Raw genomic sequence first — 19,282 nt, forward strand, 5'->3', positions numbered from 1 at the left:
CGTTCCTCATTCCCGGACCTGCGCGCCCCGGCGCCGCCCGCCCATCCGGAGGGCGATCTTGCGGAGCTCATCAAACCAGAGCACAGTCGAGGCCATCACGACGCAGATGGCCCAGTGGCCGGGGTCCAGGGACGCTGTCCCGAAGGCCCGCTGCAGGAAAGGAAGCTCCACGACCGCCACCTGCAGCACCGCCGCGAGCAGCACGGAACCCCAGAGCCATCTATTTACGAAAAGCCGGCGGAAGGCCGACGTCGTCTCCGAGCGGGAGTTGAAAGCGTTGAACAGCTGGGCAAACACCAGGGTGGTGAAGCCGGCGGTGCGGGCGACGTCGAGCGAATCTTTGCCGCCTGGGACCAGGCCTCCCGGCAGGAAGATATCGATGGTCAGCAGGGACGCGACGCCCATGACGAGGCCAACGCTGAGGATGCCCAGCCACATGCGCGGGCCGAGGATCCGGTCGCTGCGTTTGCGGGGCCCGCGCGCCATGACGTCGTCGATTTCCGGGTCAATGCCCATTGCAAGAGCGGGCCCGGAGTCGGTCACCAGATTGATCCACAGGATCTGGGTGGCCAGCAGCGGCACCGCGACTTCGCCGGCGCTCGCTCCGGTCAGGCCCATGGCGCCGGCGAACACAACACCGAGGAAGACGGTAAAAACTTCGCCCATGTTCGAGGACAGCAGGTAGCGCAGGAATTTTTCGATGTTCTCGAAGATGACCCGTCCCTGGCGCACCGCGGAGACGATCGTGGCGAAGTTGTCGTCGGCCAGGATCATGTTCGAGGCCTCTTTGGTGACCTCGGTGCCGGTGACCCCCATGGCGATGCCGATGTCCGCGGTCTTCAGCGCGGGCGCGTCGTTGACGCCGTCACCGGTCATCGCCACCACGTTGCCTTCTGCCTGCAGGGCGCTGATGATCTGCAGCTTGTTCTGCGGTGCCACCCGCGCGTACACCGAGGTGTTCCGGGTCAGCGTCCGCAGCCCGTCCTCGTCCAGTTCGTCCAGCTCGGCGCCGGTGACGGCCCGTTCCCCCGGCCTGGCGATCCCGAGGTCGCCGGCGATCCGGGCCGCGCTGAGCGGATGGTCCCCGGTGATCATCATGACGCGGATGCCGGCCCGCCGCGCCTCGGCCACTGCGGGGGCCGCTTCGGCCCGGGGCGGGGCCAGGATTCCGACGACGCCGATGTACACCAGCGTGCTCTCGTCCTCCTCATCGAGGACTTCCGCTTCATGCCGGTCCGCTTCGGTGTATTGCCGGTAGGCCACGCCGAGCGTGCGGAACGCCTGGGACGAAAGCTCCTCGACGTCGCCAAGAGCCCGGGCGCGGCGGTCCGCGTCCATCGGCACCACCTCCCCGCCGAGCTGCAGTGCGGTGCAGCGTTCCAGCAGGACGTCCGGGGCGCCCTTGGTGACAAGGGACAGGGTGCCGGCCTCCCGGTGGTGGGCCAGCGCGGACATCAGTTTCCGCTCCGAGGTGAAGGGGATCTCGCCACGGCGCTCGAACTCCCCGATCCGGTCCGTGACCCCGTCCAGCTTCCGGGCAGCGACGAGGAACGCAGCCTCCGTCGGGTCGCCCTGGATCTCCCATTCACCGCCGTGTTCGCGCAGCTGCGCGTTGTTGGCGAAGGAGCCCCCGGCCAGCACCATGCGGGCTTCCCGGAGCAGGGCCGGATCACGCACCTCCTGGCCGTTGTGCAGCACACCGCCCTCCGGCCGGTACCCGACACCGGTGAGCTCGACCTGGCCGGAGGCGGTGCTGATCCTGCAGATGGTCATCTCGTTGCGGGTGAGCGTTCCGGTCTTATCCGAGGCGATCACCGAGGCGGAGCCGAGGGTCTCGACCGAGTGCAGCTCCTTGACGACGGCGTTGCGCTTGGCCATATTCTGGACGCCGATGGCGAGCACCACGGACAGGATGGCTGGCAGCCCCTCCGGCACGGCCGCCACCGCGAGCGAGACCCCCAGCAGCAGGACCGCGACGAGCCCGCTCAGCGAGGACACTCCGTTGACGACGATGATCGTGGCCATCACCACGACGGCGATCCCGATCACCGTGATGCCGAGCAACTTGCTGACGCCCGCGATTTCCTGCTGCAGAGGGGTAGGGGCGTCTTCAACAGCCGCCAGCATGCCCGCGATCGCGCCGACTTCGGTGTCCATCCCGGTTCCGGTGACCACCGCGCGGCCCACGCCTTGTGCGACGGCCGTCCCCTTGTAGACCATGTTCAACCGGTCACCGAGGGGAATGTCGCCGATCAGGGTGCCCGGGTCCTTGAAGACGGGCGCACTTTCCCCGGTGAGTGAGGATTCGGCGACGCCCAGGGAACTGGCCGTAATCAGGCGGGCGTCAGCACCGACGGAATCCCCCTCGTTGAGGACCAGGATGTCACCAGGCACCAGCTCCGAGGACGGCACGGTTTTCAGTTCACCGTCCCGCAACACTGTGGAGTTCGCTGCCGTCATCAGCCTCAGCGCCGCGACGGCGCTCTCGGCCTTGTTCTCCTGGACGAAACCGAGGACGCCGTTGAACAAGACCACGGCGCCGATGACGACAGCGTCAATCGGCACGCCGGCGGCGCCTTCCACGGTCCAGGCAAGGACCGAGATGGCGATGGCCGCCAGCAGCAGGTAGATCAGCGGGTCCTGGAACTGCCGCAGGACCTTCCGCCACAGCGGCACACTTGGTGCGGGGCGGAGTTCATTGGCGCCGTAGAGCCCCAGGCGCCGCTCCGCTTCGGCCTGGTCCAGGCCCCCCTCCGGTTTGACCACGAGGGTGTGCAGGGCATCCGTGGCGCGGCGGAGGTGCCACCCAACAGCGCTGGTGGCATCGCCGTCGGCGTTGCTGATCGGCACGGCTGAGGGGCCCTGGGTTATCTGGCCCAGACCGAGGCAGCGCCGGAATGGCCTGTGATGATGCTCTGGTAGATGAAGAAGGCCCCCGCTGCGGCTGCGACGACCAGGAGGGTGGTCCGGACGGCGCGGTTGGTCCGCAGGCTTCCCAGGAAGGCGAAGCGCCGGCCGATGGGCACATAGCTCACAACCAGCGTCGCCGCGATGACCGCGAAGAACACCACGGAGACGGCCTTCAGCACGTCCCCTTGCTCCGCGTGTTCCCGGATCAGGGCAGACGCGGGACGGGCCTTCTGCAGCTGCTCACCGGCCTGCGCGGTGATGAGGGACACCGGAACCAGGCCCAGCGACAGCACTCCCAGCGGCCAGGCCAGGTAGCTGCGCCAGCGCGGTGCGGCGGCGTAGGCGATCGCCGCGAGGCCGGCGATCGGTGCCAGCACCACGACGGCGTGGATGAGCAGGATGTGGGCCGGGAGCCCCGCTATTTCGATCATGTCTGCCCTTTTCTTCGAACGAACTGCCCGTGGCGGCGGCATCGCCGGGCCGGGCTTCTATGATTCTTGCATGGGAGAGCAGGGGCTGGCCGACGTTGCGGCACTGCTCTACGCCCTCCCGTTCGACGACTTTGTCCCCGCGCGGACCGCAGCTGCCAAAGACGCGGCCGCCGCGAAGGACCAGCCGTCCCTCGCTGCAGAATTGCGCTCCCTGCCCAAGCCGTCCGTGGCGGCGTGGACTGTGAACATGCTCGCGGCCCGGCAGCCGGAGACCCTGCGGGAACTCGCCGGGCTGGGGAGGTCGATGCGCGCCGCTCAGTCCTCCCTTGACGCCCCGGAACTCCGCCGCCTGGGACAGGAACGGCGGCAACTCCTCGGCAGCGCGGTCCAGGCGGCCCGGGCGGTAGCCGAGCAGCAGGGCCGGAAGATCAGCGCAGCCATCGCTTCGGAAGTGGAAGCGACGCTGCGGGCGGCGACAGCGGACGAGGGGGCCGCGGCTGCCGTGCAGTCGGGCCGCCTGCTCCGGGGACTGTCCGCCGACGGCGTCGACGTGGTGGAACTTTCCGGTGCCGTTGCGCTGCCCGGCCTGGTGCTCCCCGACAGGGCGGTACCGGCGCCCGCGCCCAGCTCATCCGGCGAGGCGGTTCGGACCGGAACCACGCGCCCGAAAGAAGCGGGGCAGCCCCGGCTGCGGGCTGTCCGCCCCGAACCCCGGAGAACCACTCCCTCCGCGCTGGAACGGGCCCGGTCACTGCTCAAGGATGCCGAAGAGGCCGCTGGCGCGGCCGCGGGGCAAGCGCAACAGGACAAGGAGGAGCTTGCCTCGTTGACCGCCCTGACCACGGAGCTCTCCGACACTGCGCGCAGGCTGCGCGAGCAGCTGGCCCAGTGCGAACGGGAACTCAAAGCGGCCGCGAAACGACGCGAACTGGCCGCGGCCGAGGCCCAGCAGGCAGCACGGGCGGCGGACCGGGCGCGGCGCACCGCGGACCTTGCCCGGGAACGGGTGCTGCGGCTTGGCAACACGCCGGACCCATAAGCTCACAGTGTCAGAGCCCGGCGGCACACTTAATGCATGGAAACCACCCAGTACTTCGAAGTCACGTATCTGGACACGGACTGCGGCCGCATCCGCGCCGAGACGTTCGATGACATCGCCGACGCCGAACGGTTCGCCGGCCGCCAGGCCGCCGACGAGGACGGCTGGGCCATCATCGACGCGGTGCCGGTAAAGGAAGGCCTGAAGGCCGCCTAGCCGAACTGCCCGGGCGGCTGGCTGAGGTCGGGTGAGGACACGCCGGTCCGCCGGCTAATTGCTCCGTTAGTCCCCCGCCGCCATAAGTACCGACCGCTTTTCCTCTGGAAACCTCAGCACCCCGGGCCCTACCATGGAGCCATGTTGGGCACCCGCACGGTGAGGGTCTTCGCGGACGGCTTCGGCGGCGAAGTGATCAGGCCGGGCGAACCGAAGTACGACGCTGCGCGTGCGGTGTGGAATGGTCTGGTCGACCGCAGGCCGGGCCTGGTCGTGCGGCCGAACGGAACGGCGGACGTCGTGGCGGCCTTGCGGTTCGCCCGCGAACAGGACCTCGTCGTCGCCGTGCGCGGCGGCGGCCACAGCATCCCCGGATTCTCTACCTGCGACGACGGGATAGTCATCGACCTCTCGCGGATGCGCGGCGCGACGATCGATCCCGCACACCGCACAGCTGTCTGCGCCGGCGGCGCGCTGCTCTCAGAGTTGGACAACGCGGCACAGGCCGTTGGCCTCGTATGCCCTGTCGGCGTAGTCTCCCACACCGGCGTCGCCGGTCTCACTCTTGGCGGCGGGATGGGCCGCCTGCAGCGGAAGTTCGGGCTGACGATCGACAGCCTGCGCGCGGTGGACCTTGTGACGTCCGAAGGCGGGACCGTCCGTGCCTCGGCGGACGAGAACCCCGACCTCTTCTGGGGTGTCCGCGGGGCCGGCGCAAACTTCGGCGTCGCGACGTCGTTCGAATACGTCCTTCATCCGCTCGACCATCCGATCACGCACGGCACCGTCGTCTACCCAATCGAGCGCGCCGGCGAGCTGGCACAACTCTTCACTGAGATTTCCGGGACGGGCCCGGACGAGCTGTGGCTCGGCTTTTACATCCGCCTGGCGCTCCCGACGGAGGACTTCCCGCCAGGGATCGGGGGCCGGCCGATAGCCGCCGTCTCCGTTTTGCACTGCGGGCAGCCCCGCGAGGCCGAGCGGGATCTCGGGCGGTTGCGGGCGTTCGGACATCCGGTTGCCGGCTCGATCGAGCCGAAACCGCACCTGGCAGCACAGCGCCTCGCAGACGTGTCCTCGGCGTGGGGCCACCGCTTCTACATGAAGAGCGCCTTCCTCCGCAGCCTGCCCGGGGAGCTCGTCGATATGGCAGTCCAGCACGCCCACGGGATTCCTGAGGGAGCCGGAGGCGAGTTCGGTTTCTGGTCTTGGGGCCGGGCGATCGCCGAGGTGCCGGAGGACGCGACCGCGTTCACGGGCCGCACGGCGGCCTACTGGATGGGCGCCGAGATCCAGTGGGACGATCCGGCGCTCGACGGGCCGTGCCGGGAGTGGGCACGGGCGGGAATGGCCGACGTCGGGCCGTTCACCACCAGCGGCCGCTACGTCAACGACGTCGCCGAACCGCGTGAGAACGCGCGCGCGATCTACGGCGACGGGAAGTACGAGCGGCTGGTCGGGCTCAAGCGCATTTGGGACCCGGACAACGTTTTCCGGATGAATCAGAACATCCGCCCATAGCGGCAACCGGGACGGGCGGCTGGGGTCCGCCCTGAAACGGCTACCGGGCAGGAGAAAGGGCCCCCACCCTCTCGGGTGAAGGCCCTGCTGTGGCTCCACTGGGCCGCCGCCGCAGCCGGCTGGCGGCCGCACCGCTGGCCTGCCCGGCTAAGCGGGTGGCTTAGGCGAAGTCGGAGACTGCGGGGTCCGGGCCGATACGGCCGGCGCCCTCCGCCGAGTTGTCCATCCCGTTGATGGCCTGCACATCGGTCTCGTCCAGGCTGACATCCAGCGCAGCGTAGTTCTCGCGGATGCGTGATTCGGTCACGGACTTGGGGATGACCACGTTGCCGATCGCCAGGTGCCAGGCGATGACCACCTGCGCCGGGGTGGCGTTGTGCTTGGCCGCGATCTGGCCGATGACCGCACTCTCCAGCAGCTCACCGCCCTGGCCGAGCGGCGACCAGGCCTCGGTAAGGATGCCCTTGGAGGCGTTGAATTCCCGCAGCTCGGCCTGGTTGAAGAAAGGGTGCAGTTCGACCTGGTTGATGGCCGGTACAACGCCGGTCTCGTCAATCAGGCGCTGCAGGCCTTCCTTGGTGAAGTTGGAGACGCCGATGGTCTTCACACGGCCCTGCTTCTGCAGCTCGATAAGAGCCTTCCAGCTGTCCACGTACTTGTCCTGCTTGGGCTGCATCCAGTGGATCAGGTACATGTCCAGGGTCGCCAGGCCCAGGCGCTCCATGGATTCCTCGAAGGCCTTCAGCGTGGACTCGTAGCCCTGGTCCGCGTTCCACAGCTTGGTGGTGATGAAGATTTCCTCGGGCGTGAGGCCTGAGCGCTCGATCGCGCGGCCCACGCCTGCCTCATTGCCATAGATCTTGGCGGTGTCGATGTGGCGGAAGCCTGCCTCGAAGGCCTGGACAACCACCTTCTCGGCGACGTCGTCTTCAACCTGCCACACTCCGTAGCCAAGCTGGGGAATGGTGTTGCCGTCATTGAAAGTCAGTACCGGTGAAAAAGTCATCTGACTATCTTTGCAACGACCCCGGCATACCGCCAGCACAAACGGCGCAGCTAAGCTAGGCGCTTAACCGGGAATATCAGCCCCGCAGCCGGGGATCCGAGATCCCTCAGTCGGTGGCGGCCGCCCCGGCAAGCCGGCGTTCGGCGTCGTTGACGTGTTCCAGCACCATCTGGGCGCGGCGCCGGACCGATTCCGCGCCGGCCGGAACGGGGCCGGCGGCGAGGCGGAGCATCGCGGCTGCCTCGGCAGTGGTGGCCAGGGAGTTGCCGGCCGTGGACAGGGCACGGTGGACCCCGGCCAGGGTCCCCGGAATGTCGAGGCCCTCGCTGGGCGCAAGCCGCTGGGCCTCCACGCAGATCCTCCGGACCCGCCCCGAAAGCTCCGTGAGTTCATTGGCGATCTCAAGGAGCTCGGCATAGAGCGCCTCGTCCTGCACGCCCTCGAGGATCTGGTGGTAGCGGTCGAGGCCGCGGGTGAAGCGGTCGTGGGCCCGCCGCCAGAGGCCCTTGCCGAGTTCGGCGTCGTCTTTGCGTCCTTGCCGGGCCGCGCTGAAGAATCCCAAGAGTGCCCTAGAGATACTGGCCGGGACCGTGGTCCGGGTCCGCGGGTACGGGGGGCCGGGAGGGATCGGCACCGGGCCTGGGCGCCGCGGTGCGCTGGGGCTCGCCGTTCTCGCCGATAATCACGCCGGGGGCGATCACTGTTCCGGGCGGCAATTGGCGGAGCTGTGCCTGCGCGATGGAGTGCTCCCGGGCGGCATGCTGGGCTGCGAGGGCGGTCTGGATGCCGTGGAAGAGGCCCTCCAGCCAGCCAACCAGCTGGGCCTGGGCGATCCGCAGCTCCGCGTCCGATGGGGTTCCGTTTGCGGGAAAGGGAAGGGTGATCCTTTCCAGTTCCTCGACCAGTTCCGGTGCGAGGCCGTCTTCCAGTTCCTTGATGGAGCGTTCATGGATTTCGGCGAGCCGAACGCGCGCCGCGTCGTCGAGCGGGGCCGTTTTCACTTCGTCCAGGAGCTGTTTCATCATGGTGCCGATCCGCATGACCTTCGCGGGTTCGTCAACGAGGTCCTGGAGCTGGCTGGGCTTCGGCCGCGCTCCCGCGGGGCGGCGGTACTGTCCCTGCCGTCCCGGTTCCCCGGGCTGTCCTGGCTGTCCAGGTTCCGGCGGCTGTCCTGGCCGTCCAGGTTCCGACGGCTGGCTGCCGTCGCCGGCCGGCTGGGAGTCCAGGGTAGTCCCTTCGATGGGAACGCCGTCGTTGGGCTGAGTGTCGTGCGGATCGCTCATGGCTTCATACTCTCACGAGCCCGGGACCGCGCAGCGGGCCGGTACCGCGCCATGCCCCAAAACTCAACAATCCCGGCAACACACAGCGAAGGGCGCCGCCGGGCACTCATGTGCCCGACGGCGCCCTCCGGAAGCGGCGACGCCGATCAGCCGGAACCGGTCAGCAGCACCGGCCCTGCGGATTGGCTTCCTGGCGGTCGGTCTGGTCCCGCCAGAACTCCCGCTCGGTCATCGGCGGGGTGCCGTGGCCGGCTTCGGCGTGGTGGGCCAGGTACTTCGCGTACGCGTCCGCACCCATGACACCGCCCAGGTACCGCGCGAATCCCCGGAAGCCTGCCACTACAGCGTTCATCTGTGCCTCCGCATTAGTGGTGGGTTGCCTTTGCGGCCCGCTTGTCCGCCGGCAGCTGGTCCCACTTCGCCAGGAGCTCACGCTCTGCCGCGGTGGGAACCGGTCCGGCCGGAGCGAAGACCCGGGACGGCAGGGCCGGATCCTCGTTGTCACTGTTGATCACACCTGCCTTGGTGTTGCGGAATGCCTTGTAGGTGGCGATCAGCGCGGCCACGATAACGATGATGCTGAGCACCACGAATATGACTGAGAGCCAGCCCTGGATCGCGGTGTTGCGGATTACGGCTTCCATGGCCGGGACGGTCTTCGCCGTACCGAAGGAGGTCTTGCCGTCCGCGAGTGCCTTGGAGAAGGCTGCGTTGTTGGCGAAGTAGCCGACCGCCGGGGTGGAGGAGAAGATCTTCTGGTAGCTGGCCGTGATGGTCACGACGGCCGCGAAGGCCATCGGGACCGCCACGATCCAGAGGTACTTGAAGGAGCCCCTCTTGGCCGCGATGGCCAGGCAGACGGACAGGGCGATGGCGGCCAGCAGCTGGTTGGCGATGCCGAATAGCGGGAACAGCGTATTGATGCCGCCCAGCGGATCCGTGACGCCCATGATCAGCACGGCGCCCCACGCTGCGACCATCACGGCGGTGGCAAGCCACGCGCCGGGACGCCAGGAGTGCTCCTTGAACTTCGGGATGAAGTTGCCGATCGAGTCCTGCAGCATAAAGCGCGCGACGCGCGTGCCGGCGTCGACCGCGGTGAGGATGAACAAGGCCTCGAACATGATGGCGAAGTGGTACCAGAAGGCCATCATGGCGGTGCCGCCGATGAACTGCTGCATGATGTGGGCAAGGCCCACGGCGAGGGTCGGCGCTCCGCCGGTGCGGGAGATGATGCTGGTCTCCCCGACATTGGCTGCCGTCTCGGCAAGCATGTTGGGGCTGATGTTCACGCCGGACAATCCCAGGCTGTTGACCCAGGCGGCCGCGGTTTCCACGGTGCCGCCGGTGAGTGCGGCCGGGGAGTTCATCGCGAAGTAGAGCCCGCGGTCAATGGAGATCGCCGCGACGAGGGCCATGATGGCCACGAAGGACTCCATCAGCATGCCGCCGTACCCGATGAAGCGGGTCTGGCGTTCCTTCTCGATCAGCTTCGGCGTGGTGCCGGAGGCGATCAGTGCATGGAATCCCGAAAGCGCACCACAGGCGATGGTGACAAAGAGGAACGGGAACACCGCACCCGGGAAGACGGGCCCATTATCGCGGCTGGCGAACTCGCTGAAGGCCGGGACCGAGATTTCCGGGCGCACGACGATGACTGCCACGGCCAGCATCACGATGACACCGATCTTCATGAAGGTGGAAAGGTAGTCACGCGGAGCCAGCAGGAGCCAGACCGGCAGAATCGCTGCGATGAAGCCGTAGATGATGAGCGCCCACGCGATGGTGACCTTGTCCAGCGTGAAGAAGGCATGGCCCCAGTCAGTGGCGGCAACGGCGCCGCCGCCGATGATGGCGGCCATCAGCAGCACAAACCCGATCAGGGAAACTTCCATGATCTTGCCGGGCCGGATGAAGCGCAGGTAAACGCCCATGAAGAGGGCGATCGGGATAGTCATGCCGACCGAGAAGACGCCCCACGGGCTTTCGGCCAGGGCGTTGACGACGACGAGGGCCAGGATGGCGACGATGATCACCATGATCAGCAGGGTGGCGACCAGGGCGGCGGTGCCGCCGATGACGCCGAGTTCCTCGCGGGCCATCTGGCCCAGGGAGCGTCCGCCGCGGCGCATGGAGAAGAACAACACGACGTAGTCCTGGACGGCTCCGGCGAACACAACGCCGAAGATGATCCAGATGGTGCCCGGAAGGTAGCCCATCTGGGCGGCGAGGATCGGGCCCACCAGGGGTCCGGCGCCGGCGATGGCGGCGAAGTGGTGGCCGAACAGGACGTTGCGGTCCGTGCGGACGTAGTCTTTGCCGTCAGCTTTGTACTCTGCGGGCGTGGCCCGGCGGTCGTTCGGCTTGAGCAGGTAGCGCTCGATGACCTTGGAGTAGAAGCGGTAGCCGATCAGGTAGGTGCAGACCGCGGCGAACACGAACCAGATGGCGTTGACCGTTTCGCCGCGGACAATCGCGAGCATGAACCATGCCACGGCGCCCAGCAGGGAGATCGCGACCCAGAGTGCGATCTTGGCCGGCGTCCATTTGCGCTCTTCGGTTTCGAGTACAGTCGCGTCCACGGCGGTGGGCGGCAGGGTCGGGTCCGGCGTGATGCCGTCGTCGACCAGTAAGTTTTTTGGCGTGCCATCTGGCATTGTGCCCATGTCTCCTCCTTGAGAAACCCCAACTGGGCAAATCCACGACAGATGTGCCCCAAGGCACCCTACCAACCACGGCGATTCAAGGGTATGGCTTTGCGTTAGGCGGTTCAGTGGAGGCGATGAACGGCCGGGCAAAAGCGCCGAACGGCAGGGTTGTTACCGGACGGTGTTACTTTCCGGTACAGGCACTTGCCGGTACACGCCCTGGCGGTTGGGCGGGAGTCAGGCGGGCGGGACGGTCAACTGCATGAGCCGGGCCTCGCAGAGGTCCAGCCAGCGCACCTCGGCCTCGGTCTGGAAAATGAGTGAATCCAGTACCAGCAGCCGCGCGGTGTCGGTCGGGCGGTGCTGGGATGCCGTGTCTCGCCGGGCCTTGGTGTAGTCCTGCAGTGCCCGGATGGACACTGCGCGCTGGGCGTGGATGGCGGCGCCGACGTTGACGCCGGGGAGCGTCAGGCCCAGTGCGAGCTTGATGGCCAGTTCGTTCCGCGGCGGTCTGGTCCGCGGCACCGGTGAGGTGAACCAGTTGCTGACTTCAGCGCGCCCTTCGGCGGTGATGCTGTAGACGACGTGGCCCTCACCGTCGGCACCATCCTTGCGGACCAGGCCGTCGCGCTCCAGGCGGTCGAGGGTGGTGTAGACCTGCCCGATGTTGAGGGGCCAGGAGGATCCGGTGCGGTCTTCGAATTCGATCCTGAGCTGGTAGCCATAGCGTGGCCGGTCCTGCAGGAGGGCGAGGAGGCTGTGACGGATGGACATGATGCCCCCAAAGGGTAGCGGAACGACAGCATACACGCGCCCCAAGACGCGTGTATACCGCGTATGGAATTACAATACAGTCATTTGATATCGCGAAGCAATTCGGATATGCCACGAATGGAATAAGTGTTGAACGCCCAGGCCACAGGGCCTGGGCTGCAGGGCCTGGGCTGCAGGGCCTGGGGCCACAGGCTACATGACCAGCAGGATTTTTCCGACATGGTCGCCAGAGTCGAAGTACCGGTGCGCGGCAGCGACCTGTTCCAGCGGGAACGTCCTTGCGACCAGCGGCCGGATCCGCCCATCGGCCAGCATCGGCCAGACCGCGTCGCGGACAGCATCCATGATCACGGTCTTCTCTTCCACGGGCCGCGGGCGCAACGCCGTCGCTATGATCGCCGCACGCTTACTCAGCAGTTTTCCGAGGTCCAGTTCGCCCTTGGCACCGCCCTGCAGACCGATCACGACCAGGCGCCCGTAGTCCGCCAACGCGTCCACGTTCTGCGTGAGGTACTTGGCCCCGACGACGTCCAGGATGACATCCGCGCCCTTGCCGCCATTCTGCGCGCGCAGGCTCTCCGGGAAGTCCTCCTCGGCGTAGTTGATCGCAATGTCCGCACCGAGGAATGCCTTGGCGGTGCCGACCTTCTCTGCGGTGCCCGCCGTGGCGGCCACCACGGCCCCAAAGGCCTTGGCGAGCTGGATGGCCATGGTGCCGATGCCGCCGGTGGCCCCGTGGATGAGGACGGTCTCGCCCGGCTGCAGCTGCGCCGTCATGATGAGGTTGGAATACACCGTCGCCGCAACCTCCGGCAGGGATGCCGCGGTGACGACGTCGACGCCGTCGGGGACCTTCAGGACCTGCCCCGCCGGAACGGCGACCTGCTGGGCGTAGCCGCCGCCGGCCAGCAGGGCCACGACTTTGTCCCCCACGGAGAAGGGTTTGCTGACGCCGGGCCCAAAACCGGCGATCCGGCCGGACACTTCCAGCCCGGGAACCTCCGAGGCGCCGGGTGGCGGCGGGTAGTGGCCCTTGCGCTGCTGGACGTCGGCGCGGTTTAGCCCCGCGGCCACGACGTCGATCAGCACCTCGCCGGGGCCGGGCACCGGGGACGGGACCTCGCGGACCTCCAGGGCCTCGGGTCCGCCCGGCTTTGAGATATAGACAGCCTTCATGGAGAACTCCCGATTCCTAACGAACTTGTTGCAGCCTTCGAGCGCGGATGCGGCTACGGCACACCACGCCCGGGGCGCCTCCTCCCAGAGTAGGCGGAGGAGTTGCCCCTGTCCGCGGGCGCGCCCGCGTTTTTTGTTGCTGCCGACTGCCTATGAAACACTACTCGTTAGGGAAGGTTGTCCGAGCGGCCGATGGAGCTGGTCTTGAAAACCAGTGTGCGGTAACCCCGTACCAAGAGTTCGAATCTCTTACCTTCCGCGAATAATGCCCCCGGTTCAGCGCCTTGCGCGGAACCGGGGGCATTTTTGCGTGTCCCGGCCAGCCCGCCGGACCATTGAAACCGTCGGTGCCCAGGCATAGTCTCACTGTGTCTTCTCCACCACCCCACACATCCGGCGGCCCCGGCCGCACCCTTCACGCCCGCAGAAGAGAACAGGAGCCCACAATGCCAACACCCGATCACTCCAACGGAGCGCCGTGCTGGATCGACCTCATGACCTCCGACACCGAGAAGGCCAAGTCGTTCTACGGCGCGCTTTTTGGCTGGACCTTCGAGACCGGCGACCAGGAGAAATACGGCGGCTACATCACGGCGCGGAAGAACGGCAAGTCCGTCGCCGGGATGATGCAGAAGCAGGCGGAGCAGGCCGGTTTCCCGGACGTCTGGTCCACCTACCTGCGCACGGACGATGCCAGGGCGACGGTCAAGAGCGCGGCGGAGCATGGCGGACAGGTCTACATGGAACCCATGGACGTCCCCGAACAAGGCAGCATGGCCATGGTCGGCGATGCCACGGGCGCGGCCGTCGGCATCTGGCAGCCCGGCGAGATGAAGGGCTACGAACTCGCGGCGGAAGCCGGAACCGCGGCATGGCATGAACTCCATACCAAGGACTACGCCACCGCGGTCAAGTTCTACCAGGACGTGTTCGGCTGGGACACCTTCGTCTTGAGCGACACCCCTGAATTCCGCTACACCACCCTCGGAGCCGGGGACGCCGCCAAAGCCGGGATCATGGACGCCTCGGGCTATCTCCCTGCCGGGGTCCCGTCCAACTGGCAGGTCTACTTCGCCGTTGAGGACGCGGACGCCGCCACCGAGAAGGCCGTGTCGATGGGCGCAACAGTGATCCAGGCACCGGAAGACAGCCCGTTCGGACGCCTCGCCACCCTTACTGATCCCACCGGGGCCATGTTCAAGATCGTCGCCGGAAACCGCTGACACGCGCCCGCCCCGGATCTGGGCGTCCCTCGAAAAACTTCAGAAAAGCTGAGCAAAAGCTTTAATAAAACTGCTGTAGTAAATACCGGCCAGCCCCTTCCCTCGCGGAAACTGGCCGGTATTCTTTTGGGATGCCCGGCGCCTGGAGCCGCCACGGATAGCCAATTCACGCAGTTCGAAAGCTCCGCAAACACCATCGCTGGGGCCGCAGCCAGGGTCTCCAGGGCGGCTGTGGCACGTCCCGCTGGGGGACGTCTCGCCGAATGCACATGCCGGACACATCGTGTTCATGCACCCCTGTTTTGATGTGCCGGGAACTGCTTGACCAGGAGCAACGACCGGCCGGTCCGCGGCATCACCCGGACACCCTCCACCCAGCCCTTACCCGGGCACCTAATGAGAGTTAGAGCGGATGAAACACATACCTTGGAAAACCGCGCTCGGCGCAGCGCTGTCCGCGGGGCTCATCGCAGCCCCGCTGGCCGCTGTGCCGGCGTTTGCCGTGGAGGTCTCCCCGGCAGCGGCTGGCACTTCGCCGGTCATCATCAACGAGGCGTACCTCAGCGGCGGCAGCGCCGGAGCAGCCTACAAGAACAAGTTCGTTGAGCTGTACAACACCTCGGACGCCCCGGTTTCGCTGGACGGCTGGTCACTCCAGTACCGCGCCCCGGGCAATTCAGGGGCGCCGGGCAATGTTGCGCCCCTGTCCGGCACCATTCCGGCGAAGGGCTTCTACCTGCTCAAGGCCGGCAGCAATGGCGCAAACGGCGCGGATCTTCCCGCCGCCGACGCCACGTCCACCGGGTTCAACATTGGAAACCCGGGCGGAACGATCGTGCTTGCCAAACAAGCCACCGCCCTGACCGACCTCGCCACCGGCTCCGTGATCGAGCAGGGGGCGGTGGCAGATCTTCTCGGCTACGGCACGTCACTGACCTTCGAAAGCCAGGCAGCCAAGGCCCCCTCTGCCACCACCGACGTCAAGAGCCTGAACCGCAGCAACGGCGTTGACAGCAACGACAACTCGGCGGACTTCACCCTGAACGCCACGATCACCCCCAAAGCGGTCAACGGTCAAGCCGCCCCCGTCGATCCTCCGGTCGACCCAGGCCCCGTCAGTCCGCCGGCCGTCAAGACCATTGCCGAGATCCAGGGCAACGGCACCGCCAGCCCGCTCGTCGGGACCTCCGTCACCACCCGGGGCAAGGTCACCGCGGCATTCCCCACCGGCGGATTCGCGGGCTACTACATCCAGACCCCCGGCACCGGCGGAGACCTGACCCCGGCCAACCACCCGGCGTCGGACGCCATCTTCGTCTTCTCGTCCGCCACAGCCGGTTCCGTGCAGATCGGCGATTACGTCGAAGTGACTGGCGCCGTCAGCGAATACTTCGGCATGACCCAGGTGAGCGTCGCCGCCGCGGCAGGCCTCTTGAAGCTCACCGAGGCCGCCCCCGAGGTCAAGGCCACCGGCTTTGCCCTCCCGGCCGACGAAGCCTTCCGTGAATCGCTCGAAGGCATGCTGCTGACCCCGCAGGGACCTGTCACGGTCGCTGACAACTTCTCGCTGAACCAGTACGGCGAAATCGGCCTGGCCGGCGGCACCACCCCGCTGGAACAGCCCACCGCCGTCGCCCCCTACGGTTCGGCCGAGTACACCGCCACCGTCGCCGCCAACGCCGCCCGCGGCATCAAGCTCGACGACGGCGCCACCACCAACTTCCTCAAGGACGCCACCACCAAGGCACTGGAGCTGCCGTACCTGACCACGACGGAACCCGTCCGCGTCGGCGCACCGGTGAGCTTCAAGACCAACGTGGTGCTCAGCTACACCAACAATTCCTGGAAGTTCCAGCCGCTGACCCAGCTGACCCCGGCCAACGCGGACACGGTGCAGCCCGTAAGCTTCGGCGCCACCACCCGCACGGACGTCCCGGCAGCTGTCGGCGGCAACCTCAAGATCGCCTCATTCAACGTGCTTAACTACTTCCCCACCACGGGCGATCAGCTCACCGGGTGCACGTATTACACGGACCGGGCCGGCAGCCCGATCACCGTCCGAGGAGGCTGCGACGCCCGCGGCGCGGCCAACGCCGAAAACCTCCAGCGCCAGCAGGACAAGATCGTCGCCGCCATCAGCAAGTCCGGCGCCGACGTCGTGTCCCTCATGGAGGTCGAGAACTCCGCACAGTTCGGCAAGAACCGTGACGACGCCCTGGCCAAGCTGGTTGACGCCCTGAACATCGCCGCACCGGGGATCTGGGACTACGTCCGCACACCCGCCAACGCGCCTCCCCTGGCTGACGAGGACATGATCCGAACCGCCTTCATTTTCAAGAAGGCCGCAGCAGAGCCGGTGGGCGAATCCATCATCCTCAACGACACCGTCGCCTTCGCAAGTGCCCGCAAGCCGCTGGCACAGGTCTTCAAGCCGGTCGGCGCAACCGACGACAAGAAGTTCATCGCGATCGCCAACCACTTCAAGTCCAAGGGTTCAGCCGCCACTCCCGACGACACTGACAAGGGCCAGGGCGCCTCAAACCTCGCCCGTACCGCCCAGGCCCAGTCCCTGCTGGCGTTCTCTGACGAACTGCAGAAGTCCAAAGGCACCGACAAGGTCTTCCTGATCGGCGACTTCAACTCCTATGCCAAGGAAGACCCGATCAACGTCCTCACGGCCGCGGGTTACGTCAACCAGGACGAAAAGGCCAAGAACGCCGACGGTTCCGCCAAGCACTCCTACCTCTTCGGTGGCCTGGTGGGCTCGCTGGACCACATCCTCGCCTCACCGGGTGCCAACGCCATCGCCACCGGCGCCGATATCTGGAACATCAACTCCGTGGAGTCCGTGGCCCTGGAGTACAGCCGGTACAACAACAACGTGACCAACTACTACGCTCCGGACCAGTTCCGGGCGAGCGACCACGATCCGGTGGTGGTGGGCCTGAACCTGCCGGTCACCCCGGCCATCCCGGCCAGCGTTGAGCTGAACCTCCTCGGCATCAACGACTTCCACGGCCGCATCGATTCCAACACCGTGTTCTTCGCGGGAACCATCGAGAAGCTGCGGGCCGCGGCTGCCCCCGGCGCCACGGCATTCCTCTCCGCGGGCGATAACATCGGCGCCTCGCTGTTCGCCTCGGCCGTTGCCAAGGACCAGCCGACCATCGATGTGCTGAACGCCCTTGAGCTGCGGACCTCGGCCGTGGGCAACCACGAGTTCGACGGCGGCTGGGCCGACCTCCGCGACCGCGTCGTCGCGGGCGGCAGCAACGCCAAGTTCCCCTACCTGGGCGCCAACGTCTACAAGAAGGGCACCACCGAGCCGGTCCTGCCGGAGTACACGGTGCTCGACCTGAACGGCGTCAAGGTCGCTGTGATCGGAACCGTCACGCAGGAGGTGCCCTCACTGGTCACCCCCGCGGGCATCGCCGATCTTGAGTTCGGCGACGCCGTTGACGCCATCAACCGCGTCGCGGCGAAGATCAAGGCGGACAAGCTCGCCGACGTGATCGTGGTGGAAAACCACGACGGCGCCGGTTCCGGCGCGCCTGAAGGCTCCACCCTGGCGCAGGAGGTCGCCGCCGGCGGCCCCTTCGCCAAGATGGTCACCGGGGTTACCCCCGATGTTGCGGCGATCTTCAACGGCCACACCCACAAGCAGTACTCCTGGGATGCCCCGGTCCCTGGCGTTGAGGGCAAGACCCGCCCGATCGTCCAGACCGGCAACTACGGCGAGTACATCGGCCAGATCCAGTTGACCATCGACACGGAGACCATGTCGGTCACCAGCTACAAGGCCGGCAACGTCAAGCGCACCACCTCCGCCGACCAGCCGGCAGCTGCCCTCGTCGCCGACTACCCCAGGGTCGCCGCCGTCAAGACCATCGTTGACAAGGCCCTCGCCGACGCAGCAGTGGTCGGCAACCAGCCGGTCGGCGCGGTGAAGGCCGATATCACCACCGCATTCACGCCTGCCACCGCCACCACCCCGGCAGCACGCGATGACCGCGGCAGCGAGTCCACCCTGGGCAACCTGGTCGCGGATTCCCTGGTCGACTCGCTCAAGGCGACGGAACTCGGCGGTGCCGAGATCGGCGTCGTCAACCCGGGCGGCCTGCGCAACGAGCTGTACTACGCGCCGGACGGCACCATCACCTACGCCGAGGCCAACGCGGTCCTGCCGTTCGTGAACAACCTGTGGACCACGTCGCTGACGGGCGGGCAGTTCAAGACGCTCCTGGAGCAGCAGTGGCAGACCAACCCGGACGGCACGGTTCCCAGCCGCGCCTACCAGCAGCTCGGCCTGTCCAAGAACGTCAACTACACCTACGACGCCGCCCGCGCCGCCGGTGACCGGATCACCTCGATCCGGGTCAACGGCGCGCTGATCGACCCGGCGAAGTCCTACCGGATCGGAACGTTCAGCTTCCTGGCAACGGGCGGCGACAACTTCCGCATCTTCACCTCCGGCGCCAACACCAAGGACTCCGGCCTCGTGGACCGCGACGCGTGGATCAAGTACCTGCAAGCGCACAGCCCGGTCTCGCCGGACTTCGCACGCCACTCCGTCGCCGTGGTGAACACCACCGCCGCCGAGGTCAAGGGCGGGGAGGCCATCACCCTGGCCGTCTCCAAGCTGGACCTCACCTCGCTGGGCAGCCCGGTGAACACCTCGCTGCGCGCCGAGTTCACGGATTCGCAGGGCACCGTCACGGCACTGGGGACAGTTCCGGTTTCCGCCGGTGCGGCCACGGTGAGCGTGTTGGTTCCCGCCGGCGCCGCAGCGGGCACGGGCACCCTGGTGCTCACCGCCCTCGAATCCGGCACCGTGGTGAAGGCGGCCGTCCAGGTCGCTGCCACCACTCCGGTCCCGCCGAAGTGCACCGCACCGGTTCCGCCGAAGAAGTGGTACGACCTCAAGGGCTGGATCAAGTACTCCATCGCCTGGGTCCAGTACCAGAAGTGCCTCAGGGGCTAGCTTCCACGCCCTGACCCAGTGAGCATGCCCTCCCCCGGGCCGCAGCGGTGGACATATAGCCAGTATGTCCACTG

Annotated in this window: 14 protein-coding genes and 1 tRNA gene; 6 read left to right on the forward strand and 9 right to left on the reverse strand. The window is 67.1% G+C overall.

Features of this window, described 5'->3' with window-relative positions; translation table 11 throughout:
• Positions 1 to 6: 6 nt before the first annotated feature.
• Both GXK59_RS14540 and GXK59_RS14545 read right to left on the reverse strand, forming a co-directional pair.
• Positions 7 to 2,850: a cation-translocating P-type ATPase gene (locus GXK59_RS14540; protein ID WP_202129134.1), complete on the reverse strand. Its 2,844-nt coding sequence runs from the start codon at positions 2,848 to 2,850 to the stop codon at positions 7 to 9.
• A gap of 17 nt (positions 2,851 to 2,867) precedes the next feature.
• Complete coding sequence (locus GXK59_RS14545) at positions 2,868 to 3,341, reverse strand: hypothetical protein (RefSeq protein ID WP_160667838.1); 474 nt, start codon at positions 3,339 to 3,341, stop codon at positions 2,868 to 2,870.
• 70 nt (positions 3,342 to 3,411) lie between these two features.
• Between GXK59_RS14545 and GXK59_RS14550 the strand changes: the two genes are divergently transcribed.
• From GXK59_RS14550 to GXK59_RS14560, 3 genes are all read left to right on the forward strand, one after another.
• A complete protein-coding gene (locus GXK59_RS14550; protein ID WP_160667839.1) occupies positions 3,412 to 4,380 on the forward strand; it encodes a hypothetical protein in 969 nt (322 codons plus the stop codon).
• A gap of 36 nt (positions 4,381 to 4,416) precedes the next feature.
• The gene (locus tag GXK59_RS14555; RefSeq protein WP_160667841.1) at positions 4,417 to 4,596 is read left to right on the forward strand and encodes a hypothetical protein; all 180 of its coding nucleotides are present in this window, start codon (positions 4,417 to 4,419) and stop codon (positions 4,594 to 4,596) included.
• A 141-nt stretch (positions 4,597 to 4,737) separates the two neighbouring features.
• Positions 4,738 to 6,117 carry an FAD-binding oxidoreductase gene (locus tag GXK59_RS14560; RefSeq protein WP_160667842.1) on the forward strand — a complete coding sequence of 460 codons (1,380 nt, stop codon included), beginning with the start codon at positions 4,738 to 4,740 and terminating at the stop codon, positions 6,115 to 6,117.
• A gap of 160 nt (positions 6,118 to 6,277) precedes the next feature.
• On the opposite strand, the gene GXK59_RS14565 is transcribed toward GXK59_RS14560, so the two are convergent.
• The 7 genes from GXK59_RS14565 to GXK59_RS14595 all read right to left on the reverse strand — a co-directional run bounded on the left by GXK59_RS14565 (position 6,278) and on the right by GXK59_RS14595 (position 13,004).
• On the reverse strand, positions 6,278 to 7,123 hold the full coding sequence (locus GXK59_RS14565) for an aldo/keto reductase (RefSeq protein ID WP_160667843.1): 846 nt from the start codon (positions 7,121 to 7,123) through the stop codon (positions 6,278 to 6,280).
• Between the two features lie 106 nt (positions 7,124 to 7,229).
• Complete coding sequence (locus tag GXK59_RS14570; RefSeq protein ID WP_160667844.1) at positions 7,230 to 7,685, reverse strand: hypothetical protein; 456 nt, start codon at positions 7,683 to 7,685, stop codon at positions 7,230 to 7,232.
• Between the two features lie 7 nt (positions 7,686 to 7,692).
• A complete protein-coding gene (locus GXK59_RS14575; protein ID WP_160667845.1) occupies positions 7,693 to 8,406 on the reverse strand; it encodes a bacterial proteasome activator family protein in 714 nt (237 codons plus the stop codon).
• Between the two features lie 160 nt (positions 8,407 to 8,566).
• A complete protein-coding gene (locus tag GXK59_RS14580) occupies positions 8,567 to 8,758 on the reverse strand; it encodes a YbdD/YjiX family protein (RefSeq protein WP_160667846.1) in 192 nt (63 codons plus the stop codon).
• Positions 8,759 to 8,771: 13 nt separating this feature from the next.
• Positions 8,772 to 11,072, reverse strand: a complete 2,301-nt coding sequence (locus GXK59_RS14585) for a carbon starvation CstA family protein (protein WP_160667847.1) — start codon at positions 11,070 to 11,072, stop codon at positions 8,772 to 8,774.
• Between the two features lie 219 nt (positions 11,073 to 11,291).
• Positions 11,292 to 11,828 (reverse strand): PadR family transcriptional regulator, encoded by a 537-nt coding sequence (locus tag GXK59_RS14590; protein WP_160667848.1) that lies wholly within the window; start codon positions 11,826 to 11,828, stop codon positions 11,292 to 11,294.
• A gap of 192 nt (positions 11,829 to 12,020) precedes the next feature.
• Positions 12,021 to 13,004 (reverse strand): NAD(P)H-quinone oxidoreductase, encoded by a 984-nt coding sequence (locus tag GXK59_RS14595; RefSeq protein ID WP_160667849.1) that lies wholly within the window; start codon positions 13,002 to 13,004, stop codon positions 12,021 to 12,023.
• A 171-nt stretch (positions 13,005 to 13,175) separates the two neighbouring features.
• Between GXK59_RS14595 and GXK59_RS14600 the strand changes: the two genes are divergently transcribed.
• The 3 genes from GXK59_RS14600 (at position 13,176) to GXK59_RS14610 (ending at position 19,208) form a co-directional block, all read left to right on the forward strand.
• Positions 13,176 to 13,263 (forward strand) — tRNA-Ser (locus tag GXK59_RS14600).
• A gap of 187 nt (positions 13,264 to 13,450) precedes the next feature.
• Complete coding sequence (locus tag GXK59_RS14605; protein ID WP_160667850.1) at positions 13,451 to 14,227, forward strand: VOC family protein; 777 nt, start codon at positions 13,451 to 13,453, stop codon at positions 14,225 to 14,227.
• 412 nt (positions 14,228 to 14,639) lie between these two features.
• Positions 14,640 to 19,208: an ExeM/NucH family extracellular endonuclease gene (locus GXK59_RS14610; protein WP_202129135.1), complete on the forward strand. Its 4,569-nt coding sequence runs from the start codon at positions 14,640 to 14,642 to the stop codon at positions 19,206 to 19,208.
• Positions 19,209 to 19,282: the final 74 nt, after the last annotated feature.

Origin of the sequence: Pseudarthrobacter sp. ATCC 49987 (genome assembly GCF_009928425.1) — a bacterium.
Lineage (GTDB): Bacteria > Actinomycetota > Actinomycetes > Actinomycetales > Micrococcaceae > Arthrobacter.